At 73.0% G+C, this 21,675-nt stretch carries 13 protein-coding genes and 1 tRNA gene; 7 read left to right on the top strand and 7 right to left on the bottom strand.

The window, feature by feature from the left end:
* Positions 1-200 precede the first annotated feature (200 nt).
* From mfd to AB0F77_RS05515, 3 genes are all read right to left on the bottom strand, one after another.
* The gene (gene mfd, locus AB0F77_RS05525; RefSeq protein ID WP_361941873.1) at positions 201-3,734 is read right to left on the bottom strand and encodes a transcription-repair coupling factor; all 3,534 of its coding nucleotides are present in this window, start codon (positions 3,732-3,734) and stop codon (positions 201-203) included.
* A 261-nt stretch (positions 3,735-3,995) separates the two neighbouring features.
* Entirely contained in the window at positions 3,996-6,563 is a 2,568-nt protein-coding gene (locus AB0F77_RS05520) for an FtsX-like permease family protein (protein ID WP_361941871.1), read from the bottom strand.
* On the bottom strand, positions 6,560-7,348 hold the full coding sequence (locus AB0F77_RS05515; RefSeq protein ID WP_361941868.1) for an ABC transporter ATP-binding protein: 789 nt from the start codon (positions 7,346-7,348) through the stop codon (positions 6,560-6,562). The genes AB0F77_RS05520 and AB0F77_RS05515 overlap by 4 nt, the downstream gene beginning before the upstream one ends.
* Before the next feature lie 418 nt (positions 7,349-7,766).
* Between AB0F77_RS05515 and AB0F77_RS05510 the strand changes: the two genes are divergently transcribed.
* A complete protein-coding gene (locus tag AB0F77_RS05510) occupies positions 7,767-9,260 on the top strand; it encodes an MFS transporter (RefSeq protein WP_361941865.1) in 1,494 nt (497 codons plus the stop codon).
* A 119-nt stretch (positions 9,261-9,379) separates the two neighbouring features.
* Here AB0F77_RS05510 and AB0F77_RS05505 read toward each other — a convergent pair whose 3' ends face one another.
* The 3 genes from AB0F77_RS05505 to AB0F77_RS05495 all read right to left on the bottom strand — a co-directional run bounded on the left by AB0F77_RS05505 (position 9,380) and on the right by AB0F77_RS05495 (position 14,912).
* Positions 9,380-10,291: a cellulose-binding protein gene (locus AB0F77_RS05505; protein WP_361941862.1), complete on the bottom strand. Its 912-nt coding sequence runs from the start codon at positions 10,289-10,291 to the stop codon at positions 9,380-9,382.
* 211 nt (positions 10,292-10,502) lie between these two features.
* Positions 10,503-13,877 (bottom strand): SUKH-4 family immunity protein, encoded by a 3,375-nt coding sequence (locus AB0F77_RS05500; protein ID WP_361941860.1) that lies wholly within the window; start codon positions 13,875-13,877, stop codon positions 10,503-10,505.
* A gap of 6 nt (positions 13,878-13,883) precedes the next feature.
* Entirely contained in the window at positions 13,884-14,912 is a 1,029-nt protein-coding gene (locus AB0F77_RS05495; RefSeq protein WP_361941857.1) for an SMI1/KNR4 family protein, read from the bottom strand.
* 290 nt (positions 14,913-15,202) lie between these two features.
* On the opposite strand from AB0F77_RS05495, the gene AB0F77_RS05490 reads away from it, so the two are divergent.
* Positions 15,203-15,739 (top strand): YwqJ-related putative deaminase, encoded by a 537-nt coding sequence (locus AB0F77_RS05490; protein ID WP_361941855.1) that lies wholly within the window; start codon positions 15,203-15,205, stop codon positions 15,737-15,739.
* 103 nt (positions 15,740-15,842) lie between these two features.
* A complete protein-coding gene (locus AB0F77_RS05485; protein ID WP_361941852.1) occupies positions 15,843-16,337 on the top strand; it encodes an SUKH-3 domain-containing protein in 495 nt (164 codons plus the stop codon).
* Positions 16,338-16,407: 70 nt separating this feature from the next.
* Here AB0F77_RS05485 and AB0F77_RS05480 read toward each other — a convergent pair whose 3' ends face one another.
* Positions 16,408-17,793 (bottom strand): histidine kinase, encoded by a 1,386-nt coding sequence (locus AB0F77_RS05480; RefSeq protein ID WP_361941849.1) that lies wholly within the window; start codon positions 17,791-17,793, stop codon positions 16,408-16,410.
* Positions 17,794-17,959: 166 nt separating this feature from the next.
* Here AB0F77_RS05480 and AB0F77_RS05475 point away from each other — a divergent pair, with 166 nt between their 5' ends.
* The 4 genes from AB0F77_RS05475 (at position 17,960) to AB0F77_RS05460 (ending at position 21,622) form a co-directional block, all read left to right on the top strand.
* A complete protein-coding gene (locus AB0F77_RS05475) occupies positions 17,960-18,820 on the top strand; it encodes a hypothetical protein (RefSeq protein WP_361941847.1) in 861 nt (286 codons plus the stop codon).
* A gap of 14 nt (positions 18,821-18,834) precedes the next feature.
* Positions 18,835-18,910: transfer RNA gene (locus AB0F77_RS05470), tRNA-Gln, on the top strand.
* 150 nt (positions 18,911-19,060) lie between these two features.
* On the top strand, positions 19,061-20,509 hold the full coding sequence (glmU, locus tag AB0F77_RS05465; RefSeq protein WP_361941844.1) for a bifunctional UDP-N-acetylglucosamine diphosphorylase/glucosamine-1-phosphate N-acetyltransferase GlmU: 1,449 nt from the start codon (positions 19,061-19,063) through the stop codon (positions 20,507-20,509).
* A gap of 132 nt (positions 20,510-20,641) precedes the next feature.
* Complete coding sequence (locus AB0F77_RS05460; protein ID WP_361941841.1) at positions 20,642-21,622, top strand: ribose-phosphate diphosphokinase; 981 nt, start codon at positions 20,642-20,644, stop codon at positions 21,620-21,622.
* The last annotated feature ends 53 nt before the right edge of the window (positions 21,623-21,675 follow it).

Here is a 21,675-nt window from a genome sequence, read left to right as displayed (position 1 = left end):
CGGGCGCGTTCGGCCCTGTGGGCGGCCGGGGGCGGGGGCAGGACCGCGCGAGCGTACGCGGGAGCCGGCCCCGGGCCACCTCGGGAACGTGTTCTACGACTCCGCACCCGGGCCGCCGCGGAACCGCGCCCTACGACCCCAGCCCCCGGGCCGCCTCAGAGACCTGGCCTACGACCCCCGGGCCGCCTCGGAAACGTGGCCTACGACCCCAGTACCGACGCCAGGAACTCGCCCACCCAGCCCAGGAGATCGCGGCCGACCAGCGGCTTGCCGCCGACCTTCGCGGTCTTCGGGCGTGGGACCAGCACTTGGTGCGCGGCCGGCTTGATGACCGTGCCCGGGTAGAGGCGCTTGAGGCGGAGTTCCTGCGACTCGCGCAACTCCACCGGGGCGAAGCGGATGTTGGTGCCCTGGAGGACGATCTCGCCCACGCCGCACGCCCGCGCCAGCATCCGCAGCCCGGCCACCAGCAGCAGGTTCTCCACCGGCTCGGGCAACTGGCCGTAGCGGTCGACGAGTTCCTCCCGCACCGCCTTGATGTCCTCCTCCGAGTCGGCGGAGGCGATCGCCCGGTACGCCTGGAGGCGCAGCCGCTCGCCGGGCGCGTAGTCGTGCGGGACGTGCGCGTCGACCGGCAGCTCGATCTTGACCTCCAGCGGCGTCTCCTCCTCGATCTCCCCCGTCTCCAGCTGCCGCCGGTAGTCGGCGACCGCCTCGCCGACCATGCGCACGTACAGGTCGAAGCCGACGCCCGCGATGTGCCCGGACTGCTCCCCGCCGAGCAGGTTGCCGGCGCCGCGGATCTCCAGGTCCTTCATCGCCACGTACATGCCCGCGCCCATCTCGGTGTGCTGGGCGATGGTGGCCAGGCGTTCGTGGGCGGTCTCGGTCAGCGGCTTCTCCGGCGGGTACAGGAAGTACGCGTACCCGCGCTCGCGTCCGCGCCCGACCCGGCCGCGCAGCTGGTGGAGCTGGGAGAGGCCGAAGGTGTCGCCGCGCTCCACGATCAGGGTGTTGGCGTTGGAGATGTCGATGCCGGACTCGACGATCGTCGTCGAGACCAGGACGTCGAACTTCTTCTCCCAGAAGTCCACGACGACCTGTTCGAGCGCCGACTCGGACATCTGGCCGTGGGCGGTGGCGATCCGCGCCTCGGGGACGATCTCGCGCAGCCGGGCCGCCGCGCGGTCGATGGACTCGACCCGGTTGTGGATGTAGAAGACCTGGCCCTCGCGCAGCAGTTCGCGGCGGATCGCGGCGCCGATCTGCTTCTGCTCGTACGGCCCGACGAACGTGAGCACCGGGTGGCGCTCCTCCGGCGGGGTGGTGATCGTCGACATCTCGCGGATGCCGGTAACCGCCATCTCCAGGGTGCGCGGGATCGGCGTCGCGGACATCGTCAGGACGTCGACGTTGGCGCGGAGCTTCTTCAGCTGCTCCTTGTGCTCGACGCCGAAGCGCTGCTCCTCGTCGACGATGACCAGGCCGAGGTCCTTGAACTTCGTCTCCGAGGCGAACAGGCGGTGCGTGCCGATGACGACGTCGACCGCGCCGTCCTTGAGTCCCTCCAGGACGGCCTTGGCCTCGGTGTCGGTCTGGAAGCGGGACAGGGCGCGGACGTTGACGGGGAACTGCGCGTACCGCTCGCCGAACGTGCCGAAGTGCTGCTGCACCAGCAGCGTGGTCGGGACGAGCACGGCCACCTGCTTGCCGTCCTGGACGGCCTTGAAGGCGGCGCGGACCGCGATCTCGGTCTTGCCGTAGCCCACGTCGCCGCAGACCAGCCGGTCCATCGGGACCGACTTCTCCATGTCGTCCTTGACCTCGGCGATCGTGGTGAGCTGGTCGGGCGTCTCGGCGTACGGGAAGGCGTCCTCCAGCTCGCGCTGCCAGGGGGTGTCCGTGCCGAAGGCGTGGCCGGGGGCGGCCATGCGCGCGCTGTAGAGCTTGATCAGGTCGGCGGCGATCTCCTTGACCGCCTTCTTCGCGCGGGCCTTGGTCTTGGTCCAGTCGGCGCCGCCGAGGCGGTGCAGGGTGGGGGCCTCGCCGCCGACGTACTTGGTGATCTGCTCCAGCTGGTCGGTGGGGATGTAGAGCCGGTCGCCGGGCTGGCCGCGCTTGGCGGGGGCGTACTCCACGACCAGGTACTCGCGGGTGGCGCCCTGGACGGTGCGCTGGACCATCTCGATGTAGCGGCCGACGCCGTGCTGCTCGTGGACGATGTAGTCGCCCGGCTCCAGGGTGAGCGGGTCGATGGTCTTGCGGCGGCGGACGGGCATGCGGGCGCCGTCGCGGCCGGCGGCCTTCTGGCCGGACAGGTCGGTCTCGGTGAGGACGGCGAGTCTGAGCGCCGGGTCGACGAAGCCGTAGTCGATCGAGCCGCACGCCACGTGCACCACCGACGGGGAGATCTCCCCGAGGTCGACGTCCAGGCGGGCGGCGACGCCCTCGCCGCCGAGCACCTCGACGGTGCGGGCCGCCGGGCCGTGGCCCTCGGTCACGAAGACCGTGCGCCAGCCGTCGGCGAGCCAGCCCTTGGTGTCGGCGAGCGCCTTCGCGGTGTCGCCGCGGTAGGTCTCGGTGGCGTGCATGCCCAGCTTGAGGGTGTCCGAGCCCGGTTCCTCGTCGGCGGCGAACGGGGACACCGACCACCACATCATGTCCAGCTCGCGCGCGCGGTCGCGGACGTCCGCGATGGACCACAGGGAGGCCGCGCCGACGTCGATGGGCGCCTCGCCGCCGCCCGCGGTGGCCGCCCAGGACGCCTGGAGGAACTCCTGCGAGGTGGCGACCAGGTCGGCGGCGCGGGTCCGGACCCGCTCCGGGTCGCACACCACGGTCATGGCGCCCTTGGGCAGGACGTCCATGAGCAGTTCCATGTCGTCGACGAGGACGGGCGCGAGGGACTCCATGCCCTCGACGGCGATGCCCTCGGCGATCCTGCCGAGCAGTTCGCCCAGCTCGGGGTGTTGTTCGGCGAGGGCACGCGCGCGGGCGCGGACGTCGTCCGTCAGCAGCAGCTCACGGCAGGGCGGCGCCCACAGGCCGTGCTCGGCGATCTCCAGGGAGCGCTGGTCGGCGACCTTGAAGTAGCGGATCTCCTCGACGTCGTCGCCCCAGAACTCGACGCGCAGGGGGTGTTCCTCGGTGGGCGGGAACACGTCGAGGATGCCGCCGCGCACGGCGAACTCGCCGCGCTTCTCGACCAGCTCCACGCGCGCGTACGCCGCCGCGCCGAGGGCGTCCACGACCGCGTTGAGGTCGGCGGTCCGGCCCGCCCTCAGGGCCACGGGTTCCAGGTCGCCGAGGCCCTTGACCTGCGGCTGGAGCACGGAGCGCACGGGGGCGACGACGACGGAGACGGGGCCGGCCCCGGGGTCGTCGGTGCTGGGGTGGGCGAGGCGGCGCAGGACGGCGAGGCGGCGGCCGACGGTGTCGCTGCGGGGGCTGAGGCGCTCGTGCGGGAGGGTCTCCCAGGACGGGTAGTCGACGACGCCGTCGGCCGGCAGCAGGGAGCGCAGGGCGGCGGCCAGGTCCTCGGCCTCGCGGCCCGTCGCCGTCACCGCCAGCACGGGGCGGCCCGACTCTCGGGCCAGCGCGGCGACCGCGAGGGGGCGGGCCGCCGGGGGGCCGACGAGGTCGACGTGCATGCGGTTGCCGTCCGCTGCCGCCTTGATCGCTTCCGCGAGGGCGGCGTCCTTGACGACGGCGTCGAGCAGACCGTGCAGGCTCATGGAGGGGTGTTTCCGTCCGGGAGGTGGGCAACGCTAAAAGCCCGACACCTGTGGTGGGCCGGGGGTCTCCAGCGTACGACTTGGCTCCGTCTCGTGCCGGTGCCTGTGGACAACGTGGCTTCGCACGTGATCACGGGCGGGCCTCGGGACCCCGGCGGGCACGGGCAAGCCCGGCGCCGGGAAGTCCCTCAGGACTTCCCGGCGCCGGGTCCCCCGCAACCCCCGTGTGCGGTGGTCGTGCCGTCGGCCGGAGCCGTGCGGCTAGTCGGTCGCGATGGCGTTCAGTACGTTCATCCGGCCCGCCCGGAACGCCGGGATCAGGGCGGCGAACAGGCCCACGAAGGCCGAGCCGGCGAAGACGGCGATGATGGTGGGCCAGGGGATGTCCAGGACGCCCAGGCCCTCCAGGGCGAGGAGCTTCTGCGCGGTCGCGCCCCAGCCCATGCCCAGGCCGAGGCCGAGCAGGGCGCCGAAGAGGGCGATGACCACGGACTCCAGACGGATCATGCGGCGCAGTTGGCGGCGGGAGAGGCCGATGGCCCGCATGAGGCCGATCTCCCTCGTCCGCTCGACCACCGACAGGGCCAGGGTGTTGACGACACCGAGGACCGCGACGACGATCGCCAGGGCGAGCAGGCCGTAGACCATGTTCAGGAGCTGGCCGACCTGGTCCTTGAGTTCCTGCTTGTAGTCGGTCTGGTCCCGGACCTGGTAGGTCGGGTAGGGCTTCATCGCCTGCTTCAGGGCGGCGTACGCCTGCTTCTCCTTGCCGTCCTCCGCCTTGGCGAACATGATCACGTTCGGCGGGATCTGGCTCTTGGGGACGTACTTCTCCATCGTGGTCATACTGGTGTAGCGGGCGCCCTGGTCGATGGCGGTGGAGTCGTCGGTGATCGCCGCGACCTTCAGCCGCGCCGTGTCGCCGCCCTTGAAGGCGACGGTGATCGTGTCGCCGACGTGCACGCCGTGCTTCTTGGCGTAGTCGGAGCCGACCGACATCGCGCCGGGGGCGTAGGCGTCCTTGAGGGTGCCCTCGGTGACCGGGCGGCGCAGGTCGTCGGCGTACGACGGGTCGGCGGCGGTCAGCCCGGAGTCGTCCTTCCTGCCGTCGGGCGAGGTCAGGGTGGCGTCGAGCACCTTGTAGCGGGTCACGTGGGCGAGGCCCGGCGTGTGCTCCATGGCCCGCTCGGCCTGCGGGACGATCGGCTGGTTGCCCTGGACGATGAAGTCCGCGCCGACCGACTTGTCGAGTTCGCTGGTGGCGGAGGCGACCATGGAGGAGCCGACCACCGACAGGCAGGCGACCAGCGCGAGGCCGATCATCAGGGCGGCGCCGGTGGCTCCGGTGCGCCGCGGGTTGCGCAGCGCGTTGCGCTCGGCCATGCGGCCGACGGGGCCGAAGACCCGCAGCAGCACCGCGCTGATCACCCGTACGACGCCGCCGGCCAGCAGCGGGCCGATGACGACGAAGCCGATCAGGGTGAGGACGATGCCCACGCCGAGGACGAGGGAGCCCTCGCTCGCCTTGGTCGCGGTGGCCGCCGCGTACAGGGCGGCGGCGCCGGCTCCGGTGAGGACCAGGCCGATCAGGGCGCGGACCAGGCCGGCCCGGCCGTCGGCGGGGGTGCCCGCGTCGCGCAGCGCGGCCATCGGGGAGACCTTGCCCGCGCGGCGTGCGGGCAGGTAGGCGGCGAGGACGGTGACGATCACACCGAGCAGCAGGCCGACGACGGGGGTGGTGGCCTTGACCGTGAGGTCCCGGGTCGACAGGTCCATGCCGACGGCGCCCATCAGCTTCATCAGGCCGACCGCGATGCCGACGCCGGCGCCGATGCCGAGGACCGAGCCGACGAAGCCGAGCAGCAGCGCCTCGACGAGCACGGAGCGGTTGACCTGCCCGCGGGAGGAGCCGATGGCCCGCATGAGGCCGATCTCGCGGGTGCGCTGGGCGACCAGCATCGAGAAGGTGTTGATGATGAGGAAGATGCCGACCAGGAACGCGATCCCGGCGAAGCCGAGCATGGCGTACTTGATCACGTTCATGAACTCGCCGACGCCCTTGCGGTTCTCGTCGGCGTTCTCCTTGGCGGTCTGGAACTTGAAGGCGCCCGCGCCGAGGGTGTCCGCGACGTTCCGCTTGAGCCGCGCGTCGGAGACGCCCGTGTCCGCGGTGACGTTGATCTGGGTGAACCGTCCGGTGGCGCCGAGCAGTTCGCGCTGGGCGGTGGCGGTGTCGAAGTAGACGACGGCCGCACCGGGGTTGGTGACCTTGAAGGTGGCGATGCCGACGACACGGGCGGTGAAGTCGCCGGTGACGGCGATGGTGCGCAGGTCGTCGCCGAGCTTCAGGTGGTGCTTGTCGGCGGTGTCGGCGTCGACCATGACCTCGGTCGGCCCGCGCGGGGCGTGTCCGGAGGTGATGTCCATGGACCGCAGGTCGTTCGACGTCCAGTTGCCGGCGATGGTCGGGGCGCCGGTGCTGGAGCCCATGTTCTTGTTGTCGGAGTCCACGACGGTCACGTTCATCGAACTGACCGCGCCCTCGGCGGACTTCACACCGTCCGCGGCCCTGACCTTCGTCAGCGCGGCGGCGGGCAGCGACAGCGGGACGCCGTTCTGCGGCGTCTCGTCGCTCTTGGCGTCCTTGGGGGCGACGGTGACGTCGGACGCGGTCACCGCGAACAGCTTGTCGAACGTCGTGTTCATCGTGTCGGTGAACACGAGCGTGCCGCACACGAAGGCCACGGACAGCAGCACGGCGACCGCCGACAGGGCCATGCGCCCCTTGTGCGCGAAGAAGTTGCGCAGGGAGGTCTTCAGGACGGTCATGACGTACGCCCCCGCGCGTCAAAGTCCTTCATGCGGTCGAGGACGGTGTCCGCGGTGGGCTTGTACATCTCGTCGACGATCCGGCCGTCGGCGAGGTACAGCACCCGGTCCGCGTAGGAGGCGGCCACCGGGTCGTGGGTGACCATCACGATGGTCTGCCCGAGTTCGTCGACCGAGCGGCGCAGGAAGCCCAGTACCTCGGCGCCCGCGCGGGAGTCGAGGTTCCCGGTCGGCTCGTCACCGAAGATGATCTCGGGGCGGGCGGCCAGGGCACGGGCGACGGCGACGCGCTGCTGCTGGCCGCCGGAGAGCTGGTTGGGCCGGTGCTTGAGCCGCCCGGCGAGGCCGACGGTCTCCACGACCCGGTCCAGCCAGGCCCGGTCCGGCTTGCGGCCCGCGATGTCCATGGGGAGCGTGATGTTCTCCAGGGCGCTCAGGGTCGGCAGCAGGTTGAACGCCTGGAAGATGAACCCGACGCGGTCCCGGCGCAGTTGGGTGAGCTTCTTGTCCTTCAGACCGGTGATCTCGGTCTCGTCCAGGAAGATCTGTCCGCTCGTCACGGTGTCGAGGCCGGCGAGGCAGTGCATCAGGGTGGACTTGCCGGACCCCGAGGGGCCCATGATCGCGGTGAACCGGCCGCGTGCGATGTCCACGTCGACGTGGTCGAGCGCGACGACCCTGGTCTCCCCGGACCCGTACGCCTTGACGACCTGCCGCGCCCGCGCGGCAACGGCCGTACGCCCTCCAGTACCCCCGTGCCTGGGAGTGGTCACAGCCGATGTCACGGTAAGTCTCCTAAATCGGTCGGCGATGGAACGGCGGGCGGTGCCGCGCCGGTCGTGCGAGGTGGTTACGTCGACGAGTCTCGTGGGCGGCGGGGGTACCGCGCGCTGGTGCGCGGCCCCGTCTTGCACGGGGGAAAACCCCACCCCCGACCCGTGGGACTGCCGCCCCCCAGCGGCATAAAGCCAGGTTAAGGACGGCGTCGGCCCATCTCGTCCTCCGCCGGGACGAACCCTCCCCGACCCTCAGTACGGAGATACCCCTAAGGGCTCTCCACCGCCGGGTGGAGTCCTTCTCGGGGTCGCGTCCACCTGGTGGGAGGACGGGCGGCCACCCTCCCGCCACGCCCGGGTGAAGTGGGAAGCTGTCCTCCGGCGAATAGATGCAAGGGGAAACGAACAGAACAGGGGAGGGATCCGGGTGAGCCGTACGAAACCCGCGGCACTGGGCACCACCGAGCGCACCGCGCCCGCTCGCCGGGGGGCGGTCGTGGCCGCCCTGATGCTGGCGATGGCACTGGCCGCGCTCGACTCCACCGTCGTCTCCACGGCCGTGCCGCAGATCGTCGGCGACCTCGGCGGGTTCTCCGTCTTCTCCTGGCTGTTCTCGGGCTATCTGCTGGCCGTCACCGTCACCCTCCCCGTGTACGGCAAGCTCTCCGACACCTTCGGCCGCAAGCCGGTGCTGGTGGCGGGCGCGGCCGTGTTCCTGCTCGGGTCGCTGCTGTGCGCGCTCGCGTGGAACATGGGCTCGCTGATCGCGTTCCGCGTCGTACAGGGCCTGGGCGGCGGGGCGTTGCAGGGCACCGTGCAGACCCTCGCCGCCGACCTCTACCCGCTGAAGGAGCGCCCGAAGATCCAGTCCAAGCTGTCCACCGTGTGGGCCGTGTCGGCGGTCGCGGGACCCGGCATCGGCGGTGTGCTCGCGGCGTACGCGGACTGGCGGTGGATCTTCCTCGTCAACCTGCCCATCGGCTCGGCCGCGCTGTGGCTGATCGTCCGTCATCTGCACGAGCCCGCGCGCGAACGGCTCTCGCGCCCGCGCGTGGACTGGGCGGGCGCCCTCGCGGTGTTCGCGAGCGGCGGGGCGCTGCTGACCGCGCTGGTGCAGGGCGGGGTGGCGTGGCCGTGGCTGTCCGCGCCGTCGCTCGCGCTTTTCGCCACCGGGCTGGTGCTGGTCGGGGTGGTGGTGTGGGTGGAGCGGCGCGCGGCGGAGCCGATCATCCCCGGCTGGGTGTGGCGTCGCCGGACGATCGCCGCGGTCAACCTCGCGCTGGGCGCGATGGGCCTGCTGATGGTGGCGCCGTCGGTGTTCCTGCCGACCTACGCGCAGTCGGTGCTCGGCCTCGCCCCCGTCGCGGCCGGTTTCGTGCTGTCCGTGTGGACGTTGAGCTGGCCGGTGTCGGCCGCGCTCAGCCAGCACGTCTACCGGCGCATCGGCTTCCGCGACACCGCGCTGCTCGGCATGGGCGCGGCGGCACTGGTCCTGTTCGCGTTCCCGTTCCTGCCCTACCCGGGTGCCGCCTGGCAGCCGACGCTCCTGATGCTGGTGCTCGGCGGCGCGCTGGGCCTGTTCCAGCTGCCGCTGATCGTGGGCGTCCAGTCGACGGTGGGCTGGGAGGAGCGCGGTACGACGACCGCCTCGGTGCTGTTCTGCCGGCAGACCGGGCAGACCGTGGGCGCCGCCCTCTTCGGCGCGATCGCCAACGGGGTGCTGGCGTCCCGGCTGGGCGGCGCGGGCGACCTGGACTCGGTGACCCGCGACCTGGACTCCGGTACGCCACCGGAGGCGACCCGGCACGCGATCGCCGAGGCCGTGCACGCGGTGTACCTGGGGGCGGCGTGCGCGGCGGCGGTGGCGTTCCTGGTGCTGCTGTTCCTGGCGCCGCGGAAGTTCCCGGTATTGAGGGACTGACCTCCGTCACCGACGGACCGACCTCCGTCACCGAGGGGTTGGGGTCCTGGCCCAGGGATCGGCGTCCTGGCCCAGGGGCCGGTGTCCGTCGTTCCTCGGGGCCCGACGCCTGTCGCTCCTCAGGACCCGGCGTCCGTCGCGGCCCGCTCCGGGACCGCCCGGCCGGTCAGGGCGGCCAGACTGCCGCGCACCTGGTCCAGTTGGGCCTGCACCTGGTCCCAGGTCTCCCCGTGGTCGCGCAGCAACTGCTCCGTGTCACGGGCGATCCGGTCCTCGTGCAGCCGGGCCGCGGCCAGGATCCCGGCGGCCCGCGCGTGGGCCTCGTGCCGCGTCCGCCGTGCCGACTCCTCCGCCGCGCCGAACGCCCGCTTCGCCGCCGACACCTCGGCCTCCGCGCGGGTGACCGCCTCGGCGTACCGGGCCTCGAACGCGGCCGTCCGCCCGGCCTCCTCGCGCTCGGCGCCGGCCCACCGTTCGGCGTGCTCCGCGGCCCGGTCGGCGAGCATGGCCGAGGTGCGCAGCCGCACCTCCCGCAGTGCGGCCAGGGACTCGGCGCGCGACTCCTTCACCGCGCGCCGGGCGCTCACACGGAGGTCGTCCGCCTCGGCGCGCGCCGTGAGCGACCGCACGCGGGCGCGTTCCTCGGCGTCCGCGCGGAGCGCGTCCGCCTCCTCCCGCGCCGCTCGGCGTACGTCCTGGGCGTGCGCCTGTGCCCGCGCGCCGTGTTCTTCCGCCTCACGCCGCGCCCGCTCCCGTACGGCCGCCGCCTCCTCGATCCCGAGCCGGAACAAACCCGCCGCGCGCTCCCCCAGGCTCTCGTACGTCTGCGGAGCGAGCCCCGCGACCGTCGCGCGCAGCCGTTGCGCCGCCTCCTCCATCTCCCTGACGAGCACGGTCAGCCGGGCGGCCCGTTCCCACGCGGCGTCCCGGGCCCGGGAGATGCCCGCGGCGTGGGCGTCGACCTGTTCGGGGCGGTAGCCGCGCCCCCGGACGGTCACAAAGCCGTGCGGCGACGTCGATGCGCTGCTCACCCTGGGGACCCCTCTCCGCCGGACACACACGAAATGATGATTTCGCGCACATCTTGAAGGATCGGGCGTAAGTGTTCATAACGCGACACTCCGCGCGAATGTCACGGCCGGGGGGCACGGCAGACGGCCCGCTGCGTCGTCCGGGTGCGGGAACGCCGGAGGGCCGGGCGGTCTCACGACCGGCCCGGCCCTCCCGTCCCACTCGCCCGTGTCAGAGCAGTCCGTCCCACATCTGCTCCAGCAGCACCGACCACCAGCTCTCCGGCGAACCCAGCGCCGCCGGGTCCAGGGAGGCCAACTGCGCCTGGAAATCGACGGTCCAGCGGCCCGCCTGCTCCTGGTTCAGACCGAACCGCAGCCGCCACATCCGGCCGAGCAGCGCCAGGCAGCGCGTGAACTCCGGCAGGCCCGTGTTCACGAACTGCGGCGGCACCGGCGCACCTCCGGGGCCCGACTCCACCGGCACGGCCACGATGTTCGCCGTGCCGTACTGCACGCAGATCGCCTTGCCGAAGTCGGTGCCCATCACGAGGTACGAGCCCGCGTCCGAGGCCGGCTGCACACCGCGCTCCTGCGCCAGCTCCGCCAGCGTCGGAACCGGGCGGCCCGGCTGGACCTGTGCCCAGAAGAACGGGCCCATGTCCGCCGGCAGTCCCGCCACGACCAGCGTGTGCGCCACGATCGGCGGCACGCCCTGCCGTGACACCGCGGCCTGCTCGAACCGGAACACACCCGGCCCGAACGCCGCCGCCAGCTCCTGCCCGATCGCCTCCGGCGGGACCGGCGGCGCCGACTGCACCGGCGGCAGCGGCGCCCGCACCGGCGCGGGGCGCGCGGGGCCGTCGGCCACCTGGTGCAACTCGCCCTGGTGCGCCAGCAACTGCTGCATGCCCTGCTGCCGGCTCGCGTGGTCCGTGCCGTAGGGCGCGATGCTCGTGATCCGCGCCTGCGGCCACTGCTCCCGGATCATCCGCGCGCAGTACGCCCCGGGCAGCTCGCACGACTCCAGCTCCGTGTGCAGCTCCAGCACCTTGTCCGGCGGCACGTTCATCGCCCGCAGCTCGTGGAAGATCTGCCACTCCGGGTGCGGCGTGCCCGGCGCCGAACGCCGGATCAGCTGCTGCTCGGACCCGTCCTGCGCGCGGTAGCGCAGTACGGCCTGGTAGCCGGGGCCGACGGTCGGCTGCCCCTGCTGCGGGTAGCCGTACGCCGGCTGCTGACCGGGCATCGACTGCCCGGGGCCGGGCGGCGGCGGGGGCGGCATCGCGCCGGGGGGCATGGGCTGCGGTGCGCCGGGCGCCATGGGCACGGGGGGCACACCGGGGGTGCCCGGGGCTCCGGGTGCGCCGGGCGGCGTCGGCGCTCCCGGCATGCCGGGTGCCTGCGGCGGCGGGGGTACGCCGGGGCCGCCCGCCGGGGGCGCGGACAGAACCGTCTCCGCGTGGTGAACGGCACCACGCGCACCTCCCGAGGGGCCCTGCGCGCCGGGGGCGCCGGGCATACCGGGGGCGCCCGGGGGCTGCGGGGCGCCTGGTGCGCCCGGAGTACCGGGTGTCGCGGGGGCGGGGGGTACGCCGGGCGTGCCCGGGGCACCGGGAGCACCGGGAGCACCGGGCGGATTCGGCATGCCGGGGGTGCCCGGACCACCGGACGTGCCGGGCGCGTTCGGTAGACGCGGGGCGCCCGGCGCACCCGGGGCGCCGGGAATGCCCGGGGCGCCCGGCGGGGCCGGCACGCCCGCACCCGCGCCCATCAGCCCGGGGTCGGCGAACATGGTGGCCGCGTGGTGGACGTCACCGGGCGGCGTGCCACCCGGAGTGCCCGGCGCGGAGGGCGGGTTGGGGGCGCCCGGTGGCTGCGGCGCGTCCTGGGGGCCGTCGGAGCCGAGGGCCGACACCAGTTGCGTGGGCGCGTAGGCGCCAGGAGCCGACGGGGCGGGCGGCGGTGCGCTCCCCGGACGCGCGCCCGGCGCTCCCGGGACTCCGGGCGGCGGAGGTGGCGCACCCGCTCCCCCACGCGCGCGGCGCGGCGGCGGCGCCTTGCTCGTCGCGGCGTCCGCGATGTCGGCCGCGTTCGGCGCACCGGGGCCGACGGGCGGCCGGGGCGCGTCCTGGACGGCGTCCGCCGCCTGCGGGTAGCCGTATCCGGGCGCGTCCTCAGGGGGCGTACCCGGAGCACCGGGCCCCTGCGGGTAGCCGTACGTGGGAACACCCGGCCGAGGAGGCGGAGTACTCCCCACCTGGGGCGGCGGAGGAGGCGTACCCGGAGCACCCGGGCCCTGCGGGTAGCCGTACGTGGCATCACCCGGCGGCACAGGCGGGGTGCTCCCCGCCTGTGGCGGAGGAGGCGTACCCGGACCGCCCGGACCCTGCGGATAGCCGTACGTGGCAGCACCCGGCGGGGGCGGGGGCGGGGTGCCCTGGGCGCCCTGGCCCTGGGGGTAGCCGTACGTCGGGGTGCCCGGCGGAGGTGGCGGCGGGGTGCCGTGGGCGCCGGGGCCCTGCGGGTAGCCGTAGGTGGGAGCCGGCGGCGGAGGCGGGGTGCCCGGCGCCGAGGGTTGCTGGTGACCGTGGGACGGCGCACCCGGCGGGGGCGTGTGGCCCTGGGGCCCGCCCGGCGCACCGTGCGTTCCGGACGCCCCCGGCGCACTCCCGCCACCATGCACCCCTGGCGCACCACCCGCGGCGTACGACCCACCAGGCGCACCCGGCACACCCGGCGCACCACCAGGACCGTGCGGTCCCGCGGGCGCGCCCGGGGTGAAGCCCTGGCCGGGCGGCGTGTGCGAGTCGCCGAGCACCGGGGCCACCGTCGTCGGCGGCAGCTGGCTGCCCCCCGACATCAGCGCCGTCTGCGCCTCCGGCGCGGCGGGCGGGGGCGTGCGGTCGTCCGCCTCGCTCAGCGGCGGCGCGAACACCGTCGCCGGAAGCGGCACCGAACGGTCGTCACCGAGGTCGGAGTTGGTGTCCGTACCGGCCCACGGCGTGTCCCCGGCCGAACCGTCGAAGACACCCCGGGCCCCACCGGCGGAACCGGCACCCGCACCGGCCGCGGCGGCACCCGTGCCACTCCCCCCGGCCGGCGGCCACGACGTCCCCGCCCCGGCGGCCCCGGCCCCGACCCCCGCTCCCGCATCCTGCGCGGGCGCAGGCGACGGCACCCCCGCCTGCGTCTGCGGAAGTTCACCGCCCCCCGACGACCGGTGATCCGGAATGCCCAGCTTGTCCGCCGCCTCCTGCAACCACTCCGGAGGACTCAGCAGGAACGACGTCTGGTTCAGGTCCACCCGCGCCGCGGGAGCCGGCGGCGCGTCCGCGACCTCGTCGCCACCGCCGTACTCCTCCTCGTACCGGCGGATCACCTCGCCCACCGGCAGCGCCGGCCACAGCGTCGCCTCACCGCTGTCCCGCGCGATCACCAGCCGCTGCGCGCCCGCGTCCGACCGCGGACCCTCCGCCCGGTCCTCGCCCCACACTATGAATCCGAGCTCGAACTCCCGCACCCGCACCTCACGGTGCTGGTACGCCGGGACGTCCCCGTTGATCCACTCTTCCGCGCGCTCCTGCGCCTGAGCGAACGTCACCATCGAAAATCACTCCTCCGCGGCCGCGGCCGAAGACACCGGGACCACATGCGCGAAGCCGCCGTCCACCATCAGGTTCGCCACCGTCTCCAGCTCCGGCGGACTGCCCGCCAGCCGCGACAGGAACACGTCGAAGTCGTCGCCGCACGGCAGGAGCAACCGCTCCACCCGGTCCGCCGGCGACCACGAGGGATCCACGTCCCGCGCGTCGTCGTACGCGCAGAACCACACCGAACCCGGGCGCTCGCCCTTCACCTTGACCGCCAGCAGACCGCCCTGCACGAAGCCCACCCCCAGGTAGTCCTTCGTCAGATGGTCCCGGAGGCACTTGTTCACGTACACGAGGTCGTTCACCGCCGCCTCGTCACGCACCGTGAAGAACGGCTGGTCCAGCAGCAGGCCCAACTCCGCGTCCAGCGCCGTGTCCACCGGGGCGCTGCCGCCCGCCGCCTTCAGGAACGAACGGTAGGCGCCCGGCAGCCGGTACCCCAGGTCCTCCTCGACCCCCTGCACCTGCTGCTCCGTCACCGCCACGCCCGACTTCGGCAGACCGAAGTGCGCCGGCCGCGTCTCCTGCAACGGCCGCGTCCCCCGCTTGCCCTGGTCCACCCGCGCCGTCGCCACCCCGCCGTGATGCCGCAGCAGCGCCTTCACCTCGACCGGGACCAGCTCCAACCGCCGCGTCCCCACCACGTGGTGCCACGTCCAGCCGTGCGGCGTCGCCACCGCCGGCACCGTGCCCCACAGCTCGTGCCCCGAGGCCGCCGACGCCGCGTTCGCCGACACGTAGTCCGTCAGCCGCAGTTCGTCGACGCCGAAGCCCTCCGGCGGATCCGCGATCTCCGCCGCCGCGCGCGCGTACGGAGAGAAATCGGGATAGCCGCGCTCGTCGACCCGCACCCCTCTCGGGTGACGCGCCGCCCGGACCGGATCCGGGAAGTGCACGACCTGCCCGGCGTAGGCCGCGTTCGGCGGCGCGGCGTGCGCCCCGGCCTGGCTGCCGGGAGGTCCCCCCAGCCCGAGCCGACCTGTCGTCATCGCGGTTGCCCCCTGCGGCACTCTGTACGGACCGAGGCCACGCCGCCCACGACGCCCCACGACCCGTATCCGACTGTCTCTCCAACGTCACCGACGCCTGCACCGCGCGCATCGCGGTGCCGACAGCCTATGCGGTTCACCCACACCGGTCATCGGCCCTCCGCTTCCGTGACCTGCCGTCACCCCACCGTGACAGCCTGCCCAAACCCTGGCGTGTCGCACCGCCCCAGCTTCCGCACCGGCCACGGCATTTGGCACTCTGTGTCCTTCGGGGCGCCACCCGGGAGGAGATGACGATCATGAACGCGACGCGGACGGGACCCCACACGGGCCCGCGCGGCGAGACCTCGGGCGACCCCCGGGTGGGCTGGAGCCATGCCGAGACGTCCCACGCACCGGCCCTCCAGCACCGGCGCGACGGCATCCTGCCCACCGTCGCCGCCGCCCTCTCCGTCCGCGGCGCCACCCTCACCGGCACCGCCGCGCGCGGCGACCAGGCCCCCGCGCTCCACCCCCTGGTCCAGGAGTTCCTCGACACCCTCCCCAGCGCCCAGCGCGACCGCTTCACCGGCCGCTGCGCCGAGACCATCCTCGTCTCCCGCCACATCACCGCCGCCGACGCCGCCCGCAGCAAACGCGCCAGCCGCAAACCCATGACCAACGGCGAGGCACGCAAAGCCCTGAAGCAGGCCAAACTCACCGCCCGCCGCATACGCGAGGACGGCGACCCCCTGCACGGCAGCTTCGCCGCGCCCTGCCGCGCCTGCGCCGCGCTCACCGCCCACTTCGGCGTGCGCGTCGTCGACCCCGCCACCGGCGACGACTGAACTTCCCACCACCCACGCCCGTACCACTGCGGCACGCCGCAACACGGCGGCACGGCACCGGAACACGACGGCACCGCCGACGAACGACACGAACGAAGGGCAGATGCACCCCGACCGCACCTCGACCACCCGCTTTCCCGTGCCCGTCGACGCGGCGCTGCGCGACGCCGGATGGCAGCCCGGGCGCTGGGACATAAAGCAGGCGGAGGTCTGGGCCGACACCCTGCGCGAGCACGTCTCACCCGCCGGACACCGGCACGCCGTCTTCCCCGCCGCCGTCGAGGCCTGGGCCGAGTTCGGCGGCCTGCACATCAACCCCACGGGACCCGGCCGCCGCGTCGCCCCCACCGTGTTCCACCTCGACCCGCTGCACGGCCTCCACCTCGCCCGCACCCTCGGCGACCTCGGCCGCGCCCTCGGCACCGAGGTCTGCCCGCTCGGCGAGGAGACCGACACCCGCGCCCTCCTCGCCATCGACGCCGAGGGCCGCGTCTACACCCTCGACCACACCGGCGACTGGTACCTCGGCCCCGACATCGACCACGCCCTCGCCACGCTCGTCGCCGGCACCGAACCCGTACGCCTGACCGCCGGCTGACCCGCGCCCCGCAGCCGCCCGGCACCGGCACTCGATCCCCGCACCGCGCCACACCCGGCACCCGGCCGCGCTACACCGCCGGGATCACCGCCGACACCCGGAAACCCCCCGCGTCCGTCGGCCCCGACACAAAAACGCCGCCCAGGGCCACGACCCGCTCCCGCATCCCGAGCAGACCGTTGCCACCGGACGGCAGCCGTGCCGCGTCCGCCGTCGCCGGCTCGGGCGGCGGCTCGTTCTCCACCTGCATCGCGATCTCCGACGCCCGGTGCGCCAGCCGTACGTGCGTCTTCGCGCCCGCCGCGTGTTTGTGGACGTTCGTCAACGCCTCCTGCACCACCCGGTACGCCGTCTGCTCCACCCGCGCCGCGTACGCGCGCACCGCGCCCTCCACCGACAGGTCGACCACCATCCCGGCCGCCGCCGACTGCCCGATGAGCTCCTCCAGCTCCGACAGACACGGCCCCTCGGCGACGCCCGCCGCACCCGCCGCACCCGAACCGCCCAGCGCGCCCGCAGCGTTCGCCGAGCCCGCCCCGTCCGCCGCACCGGCGTCGTCCGCCGCACGCGACGCCGCCGCCGCGGCCGCCGCGCCCACCGCCGCCAACGGCACCGCCGCCGCACGCCGGTCCGTCCCGTCCCCCGACCGCAGCACCCCGAGCATCTCCCGCAGCTCCGTCAACGCCTGCCGGCCCATGTCCCCCACCAGCACCGCGTTCTTCACGGCCTTCTCCGGGTCCTTCCGCGCCACCGCCTGCAACGCCGCCGCGTGCACCACCATCAGGCTCACCCGGTGCGCCACCACGTCGTGCATCTCCCGCGCGATCCGCGTCCGCTCCTCACCCCGCGCCCACTCCGCGCGCTCCTCCGCCCGCTCCGCGAGCAACTGGAGCTCCCGCTCCAGGGAGTCCGCGCGCTCCCGCAGGCTCTCCATCAGCCGGCGCCGGGCCCCCACGTACAGCCCCAGCAGCACCGGAGGAGCCGTCAGACCCAGCGACGTCGTGATCGACGCGAACGGCACGAACCAGTCGCCCAGCGTCAGATCGCCCCGCGCCATGTCCTGGCGCACCCGTACGAACGTCACGATCATCGTCCCCACCAGCGACATGCCCGCCAGCGCCCCGATGATCCGCCGCGGCAGCTCCGCCGCCGCCAGCGTGTACAGGCCCACGATGCCCATCAGGAAGCCCATCTGGGCCGGCGTGATCGCGATTGCGACCAGCACCACGGCGATCGGCCACTTGCGCCGCAGCAACAGCACCGCACCCGCGAGCAGTCCGAACACGACCCCCACGGACACCGGAACGCCCGCGTCCTTGGCGAACGGAATGCCCTCCGCCCCGCACTCCAGCGCGGACACGACGGCCAGACTCACGTCCAGCACCGCGCTGCGCCACCGCGCCCACCACCACGGCCCGGTCAAGGCCGCCCTGTGGTCTTCCCCCGTCGTGGTCATGCGTCCAGCCTACGGGCGGCAGGGCTCGCTTTTCCGGTGAGTTTCGCCTACTCGCCCACACCACACGCCGCAATCCAATAACAGCGAAACCGGTCGGTATCCCTCGAACTGCTGAAGCACGCCCGTTCGACCCCGGAGGATGTCATTCCGGTCAGAGCATGTGCCTGTGGCACATTCACACAGCAAATACGGCGACTTCGAGGAGTTGCGGGAGCGAGCGGTCGCGCTGCGGCGGGCGGGGTGGAGCCTGCGGCAGATCCGGGACGAGCTGAAGGTGTTCAGCAACGAGGTGCTCCACCGGCTGGTCCAGGGCGAACCTCCGCCGGAGTGGACCCGGCGGCCCCGCGCGAAGGACGCCCTGCGGGCCAGGGCCCGGGAACTCCGCCTCCAGGGCTGGACCTACGACCGGATCGAACAGGAACTGTCCTGCTCCAGAAGCACCATCTCCCTCTGGGTCCGCGACCTCCCGCACCCCGAACCGCGGTACACCCCGGAAGAACGGCGGGCGCTCATGAACGAGGGTCTCGCCCGGCGCCGCGCGGCGGAGGACGCCGAGCGCACGAGCGCCCGGCGGACGGCCGAGCTGGAGATCGGGGAGCTCACGGACCGTGAACTGCTCGTGACGGGCGTCGCGCTGTACTGGGCCGAGGGCTCGAAGAGCAAGCCCTACGCCCGGCGCGAGCGGGTCGTCCTCGTGAACAGCGACCCGGGCGTGATCCGGACCTTCCTGGCCTGGCTCGACCTCCTGGGGGTGGAGCGGGAGCGGCTGAGCTACCGGGTGCTCATCCACGAGTCGGCCGACGTGGCCGGGGCGCACCGGTACTGGGCGGACGTCGCCGGTGTCGACACCTCGGCCTTCGCCAGGCCGACGTTGAAGAAGCACAACCCGAAGACGGTCCGCAGGAACACCGGCGACGACTACCACGGCTGCCTGGTCGTCGCCGTCGCGCGCAGCGCTCGCCTGTACAACCGGATCGAAGGATGGTGGAACGGAATCGTGGCTCAGGCGCAGGCCCGTCTCCGGTAGGGTCAGGAGCGCTGTCCCCCGTGGTGTAACTGGCAGCACACTGGTTTTTGGTACCAGCAGGACAAGGTTCGAATCCTTGCGGGGGAGCCACAGCACCAAGATCGGGGTTCGGCCCCTTCCCCCTTTGGATCCCCCGGAGCCTTCGCTCCGCCGGTCAGGACCCTGTCTCGTGTCGCCCCTGAAACGCCCCGGTATCCTGCGGATGTCACCCCCACCCGTCCACAGCCGAAGGGCAACTCCGTGAGCGCCATTCGCCCGGCAGCCGTCGTCGTTCTCGCAGCGGGTGAGGGCACCCGTATGAAGTCGGCCACACCCAAGGTCCTGCACGCGATCTGCGGCCGTTCCCTCGTGGGACACGTGCTCGCCTCCGCGCGCGAGCTGGACCCCGAGGAACTGGTCGTCGTCGTGGGCCACGCCCGCGAGCAGGTGACGGCCCACCTCGGCGAGACCGACCCCCGCGCCCGCACCGCCGTGCAGGAGCAGCAGAACGGCACCGGCCACGCCGTACGGATGGCCCTGGAGGAGCTGGGCGGCCCGGTCGAGGGGACCGTGGTCGTCGTGTGCGGGGACACCCCGCTGCTGACGGGCGCGACGCTGCGGGCGCTCACCGCGACCCACGAGGGCGACGGCAACGCGGTCACGGTGCTGACGGCGGAGGTCCCGGACGCGACCGGTTACGGCCGGATCGTGCGGGACGACGCGTCGGGCGCGGTGACGGCGATCGTGGAGCACAAGGACGCGACCGAGGAGCAGCGGGCGATCCGGGAGATCAACTCGGGGGTGTTCGCGTTCGACGGCCGGCTGCTGGCGGACGCGCTGGGCAAGGTGCGCACGGACAACAGCCAGGGCGAGGAGTACCTGACGGACGTGCTGGGGATCCTGCGGGAGGCCGGGCACCGGGTGGGCGCGTCGGTCGCCGGTGACCACCGGGAGATCGCGGGGATCAACAACCGGGTGCAGCTGGCGCAGGCGCGGCGGATCCTGAACGACCGGCTGCTGACCGAGGCGATGCTGGCCGGGGTCACGGTGGTCGATCCGGCGACGACGTGGGTGGACGTGACGGTCACCTTCGAGCAGGACGCGGTGGTGCACCCGGGGACTCAGCTGTGCGGTGCGACGCACGTCGGGGAGGGCGCGGAGGTCGGTCCGAACAGCCGGCTGACGGACACGCACGTGGGCGCGGGCGCGCGCGTGGACAACACGGTGGCGGACCACGCGCACGTGGGCGTCCGGGCGAGCGTGGGGCCGTACGCGTATCTGCGGCCGGGGACGCGGCTGGGGACGAAGGCGAAGGTCGGCACGTACGTGGAGACGAAGAACGCGTCGATCGGCGAGGGGACGAAGGTTCCGCACCTGTCGTACGTGGGGGACGCGACGATCGGTGAGTACACCAACATCGGTGCGGCGAGCGTGTTCGTGAACTACGACGGGCAGGACAAGCACCACACGACGGTGGGTTCGCACTGCCGTACCGGTTCGGACAACATGTTTGTGGCGCCTGTCACGGTCGGGGACGGCGCGTACACCGCCGCGGGGTCCGTGATCACGAAGGACGTGCCGCCCGGTTCGCTGGCCGTGGCCCGTGGTCAGCAGCGGAATATCGAGGGTTGGGTGGCCCGTAAGCGTCCGGGGAGCGCGGCCGCGAAGGCGGCCGAGGCGGCTTCCGGGGCGGGCGGGGGCGAGGGCTGACCTGAAACGGGTGCGCCAAACACGGCGTACCGTGATAAGTGCACATCCCACCCCACCAGCTGAGACGGTCTGTCGCGCCCTGTCGGGAGGCCGCTCGTCGCCTGGCTGAGACACCTCTGAGGAGACAGTGCTGTGACCGGGTTCAAGACGACCGGCGAGAAGAAGATGATGTTCTTCTCCGGCCGCGCCCACCCCGAGCTTGCCGAGGAGGTCGCCCAGCAGCTGGGTGTCGGGGTCGTCCCGACGAAGGCCTTCGACTTCGCGAACGGCGAGATCTATGTGCGGTATCAGGAGTCGGCGCGCGGTGCGGACTGTTTCCTGATCCAGAGCCACACGGCGCCCATCAACAAGTGGATCATGGAGCAGTTGATCATGATCGACGCGTTGAAGCGTGCGTCGGCGCGTTCCATCACGGTGATCGTGCCGTTCTACGGTTACGCGCGGCAGGACAAGAAGCACCGTGGGCGTGAACCGATCTCGGCGCGTCTGATCGCGGATCTGATGAAGACGGCGGGTGCGGACCGCATCCTGACGGTGGATCTGCACACGGACCAGATCCAGGGCTTCTTCGACGGCCCGGTGGACCACCTGTTCGCGCTGCCGCTGCTGGCGGACTACGTGGGCGGCAAGGTGGACCGGGACAAGCTGACGGTGGTGTCGCCGGACGCGGGCCGGGTGCGGGTGGCGGACCGGTGGTGCGACCGGCTGGGCGCGCCGCTGGCGATCGTGCACAAGCGGCGCGACAAGGACGTGGCGAACCAGGTGACCGTCCACGAGGTCGTGGGTGAGGTCAAGGGCCGTGTGTGCGTGCTGGTCGACGACATGATCGACACGGGTGGCACGATCTGCGCGGCGGCGGACGCGCTGTTCGCGCACGGCGCCGAGGACGTGATCGTGACGGCGACGCACGGTGTGCTGTCGGGTCCTGCGGCGGACCGGCTGAAGAACTCCCGGGTGGGTGAGTTCGTGTTCACGAACACGCTGCCGACGCCGGGTGAGCTGGGCCGGGACCTGGACAAGCTGACGGTGCTGTCGATCGCGCCGACGATCGCGAGCGCGGTGCGTGAGGTGTTCGAGGACGGTTCGGTGACGAGCCTGTTCGACGAGCAGTAGGTCGTCGCGCGGCGGACCGGGCAGGAACGATCAGGCGGTCGTCGCGCCGACAC

The sequence above is a fragment of the Streptomyces sp. NPDC026672 genome (assembly GCF_040638185.1).
Taxonomy (GTDB): Bacteria; Actinomycetota; Actinomycetes; order Streptomycetales; family Streptomycetaceae; genus Streptomyces.
Note: the sequence above shows the minus strand (reverse complement) of the source record. Positions and strands in the feature narration are given on the sequence as shown.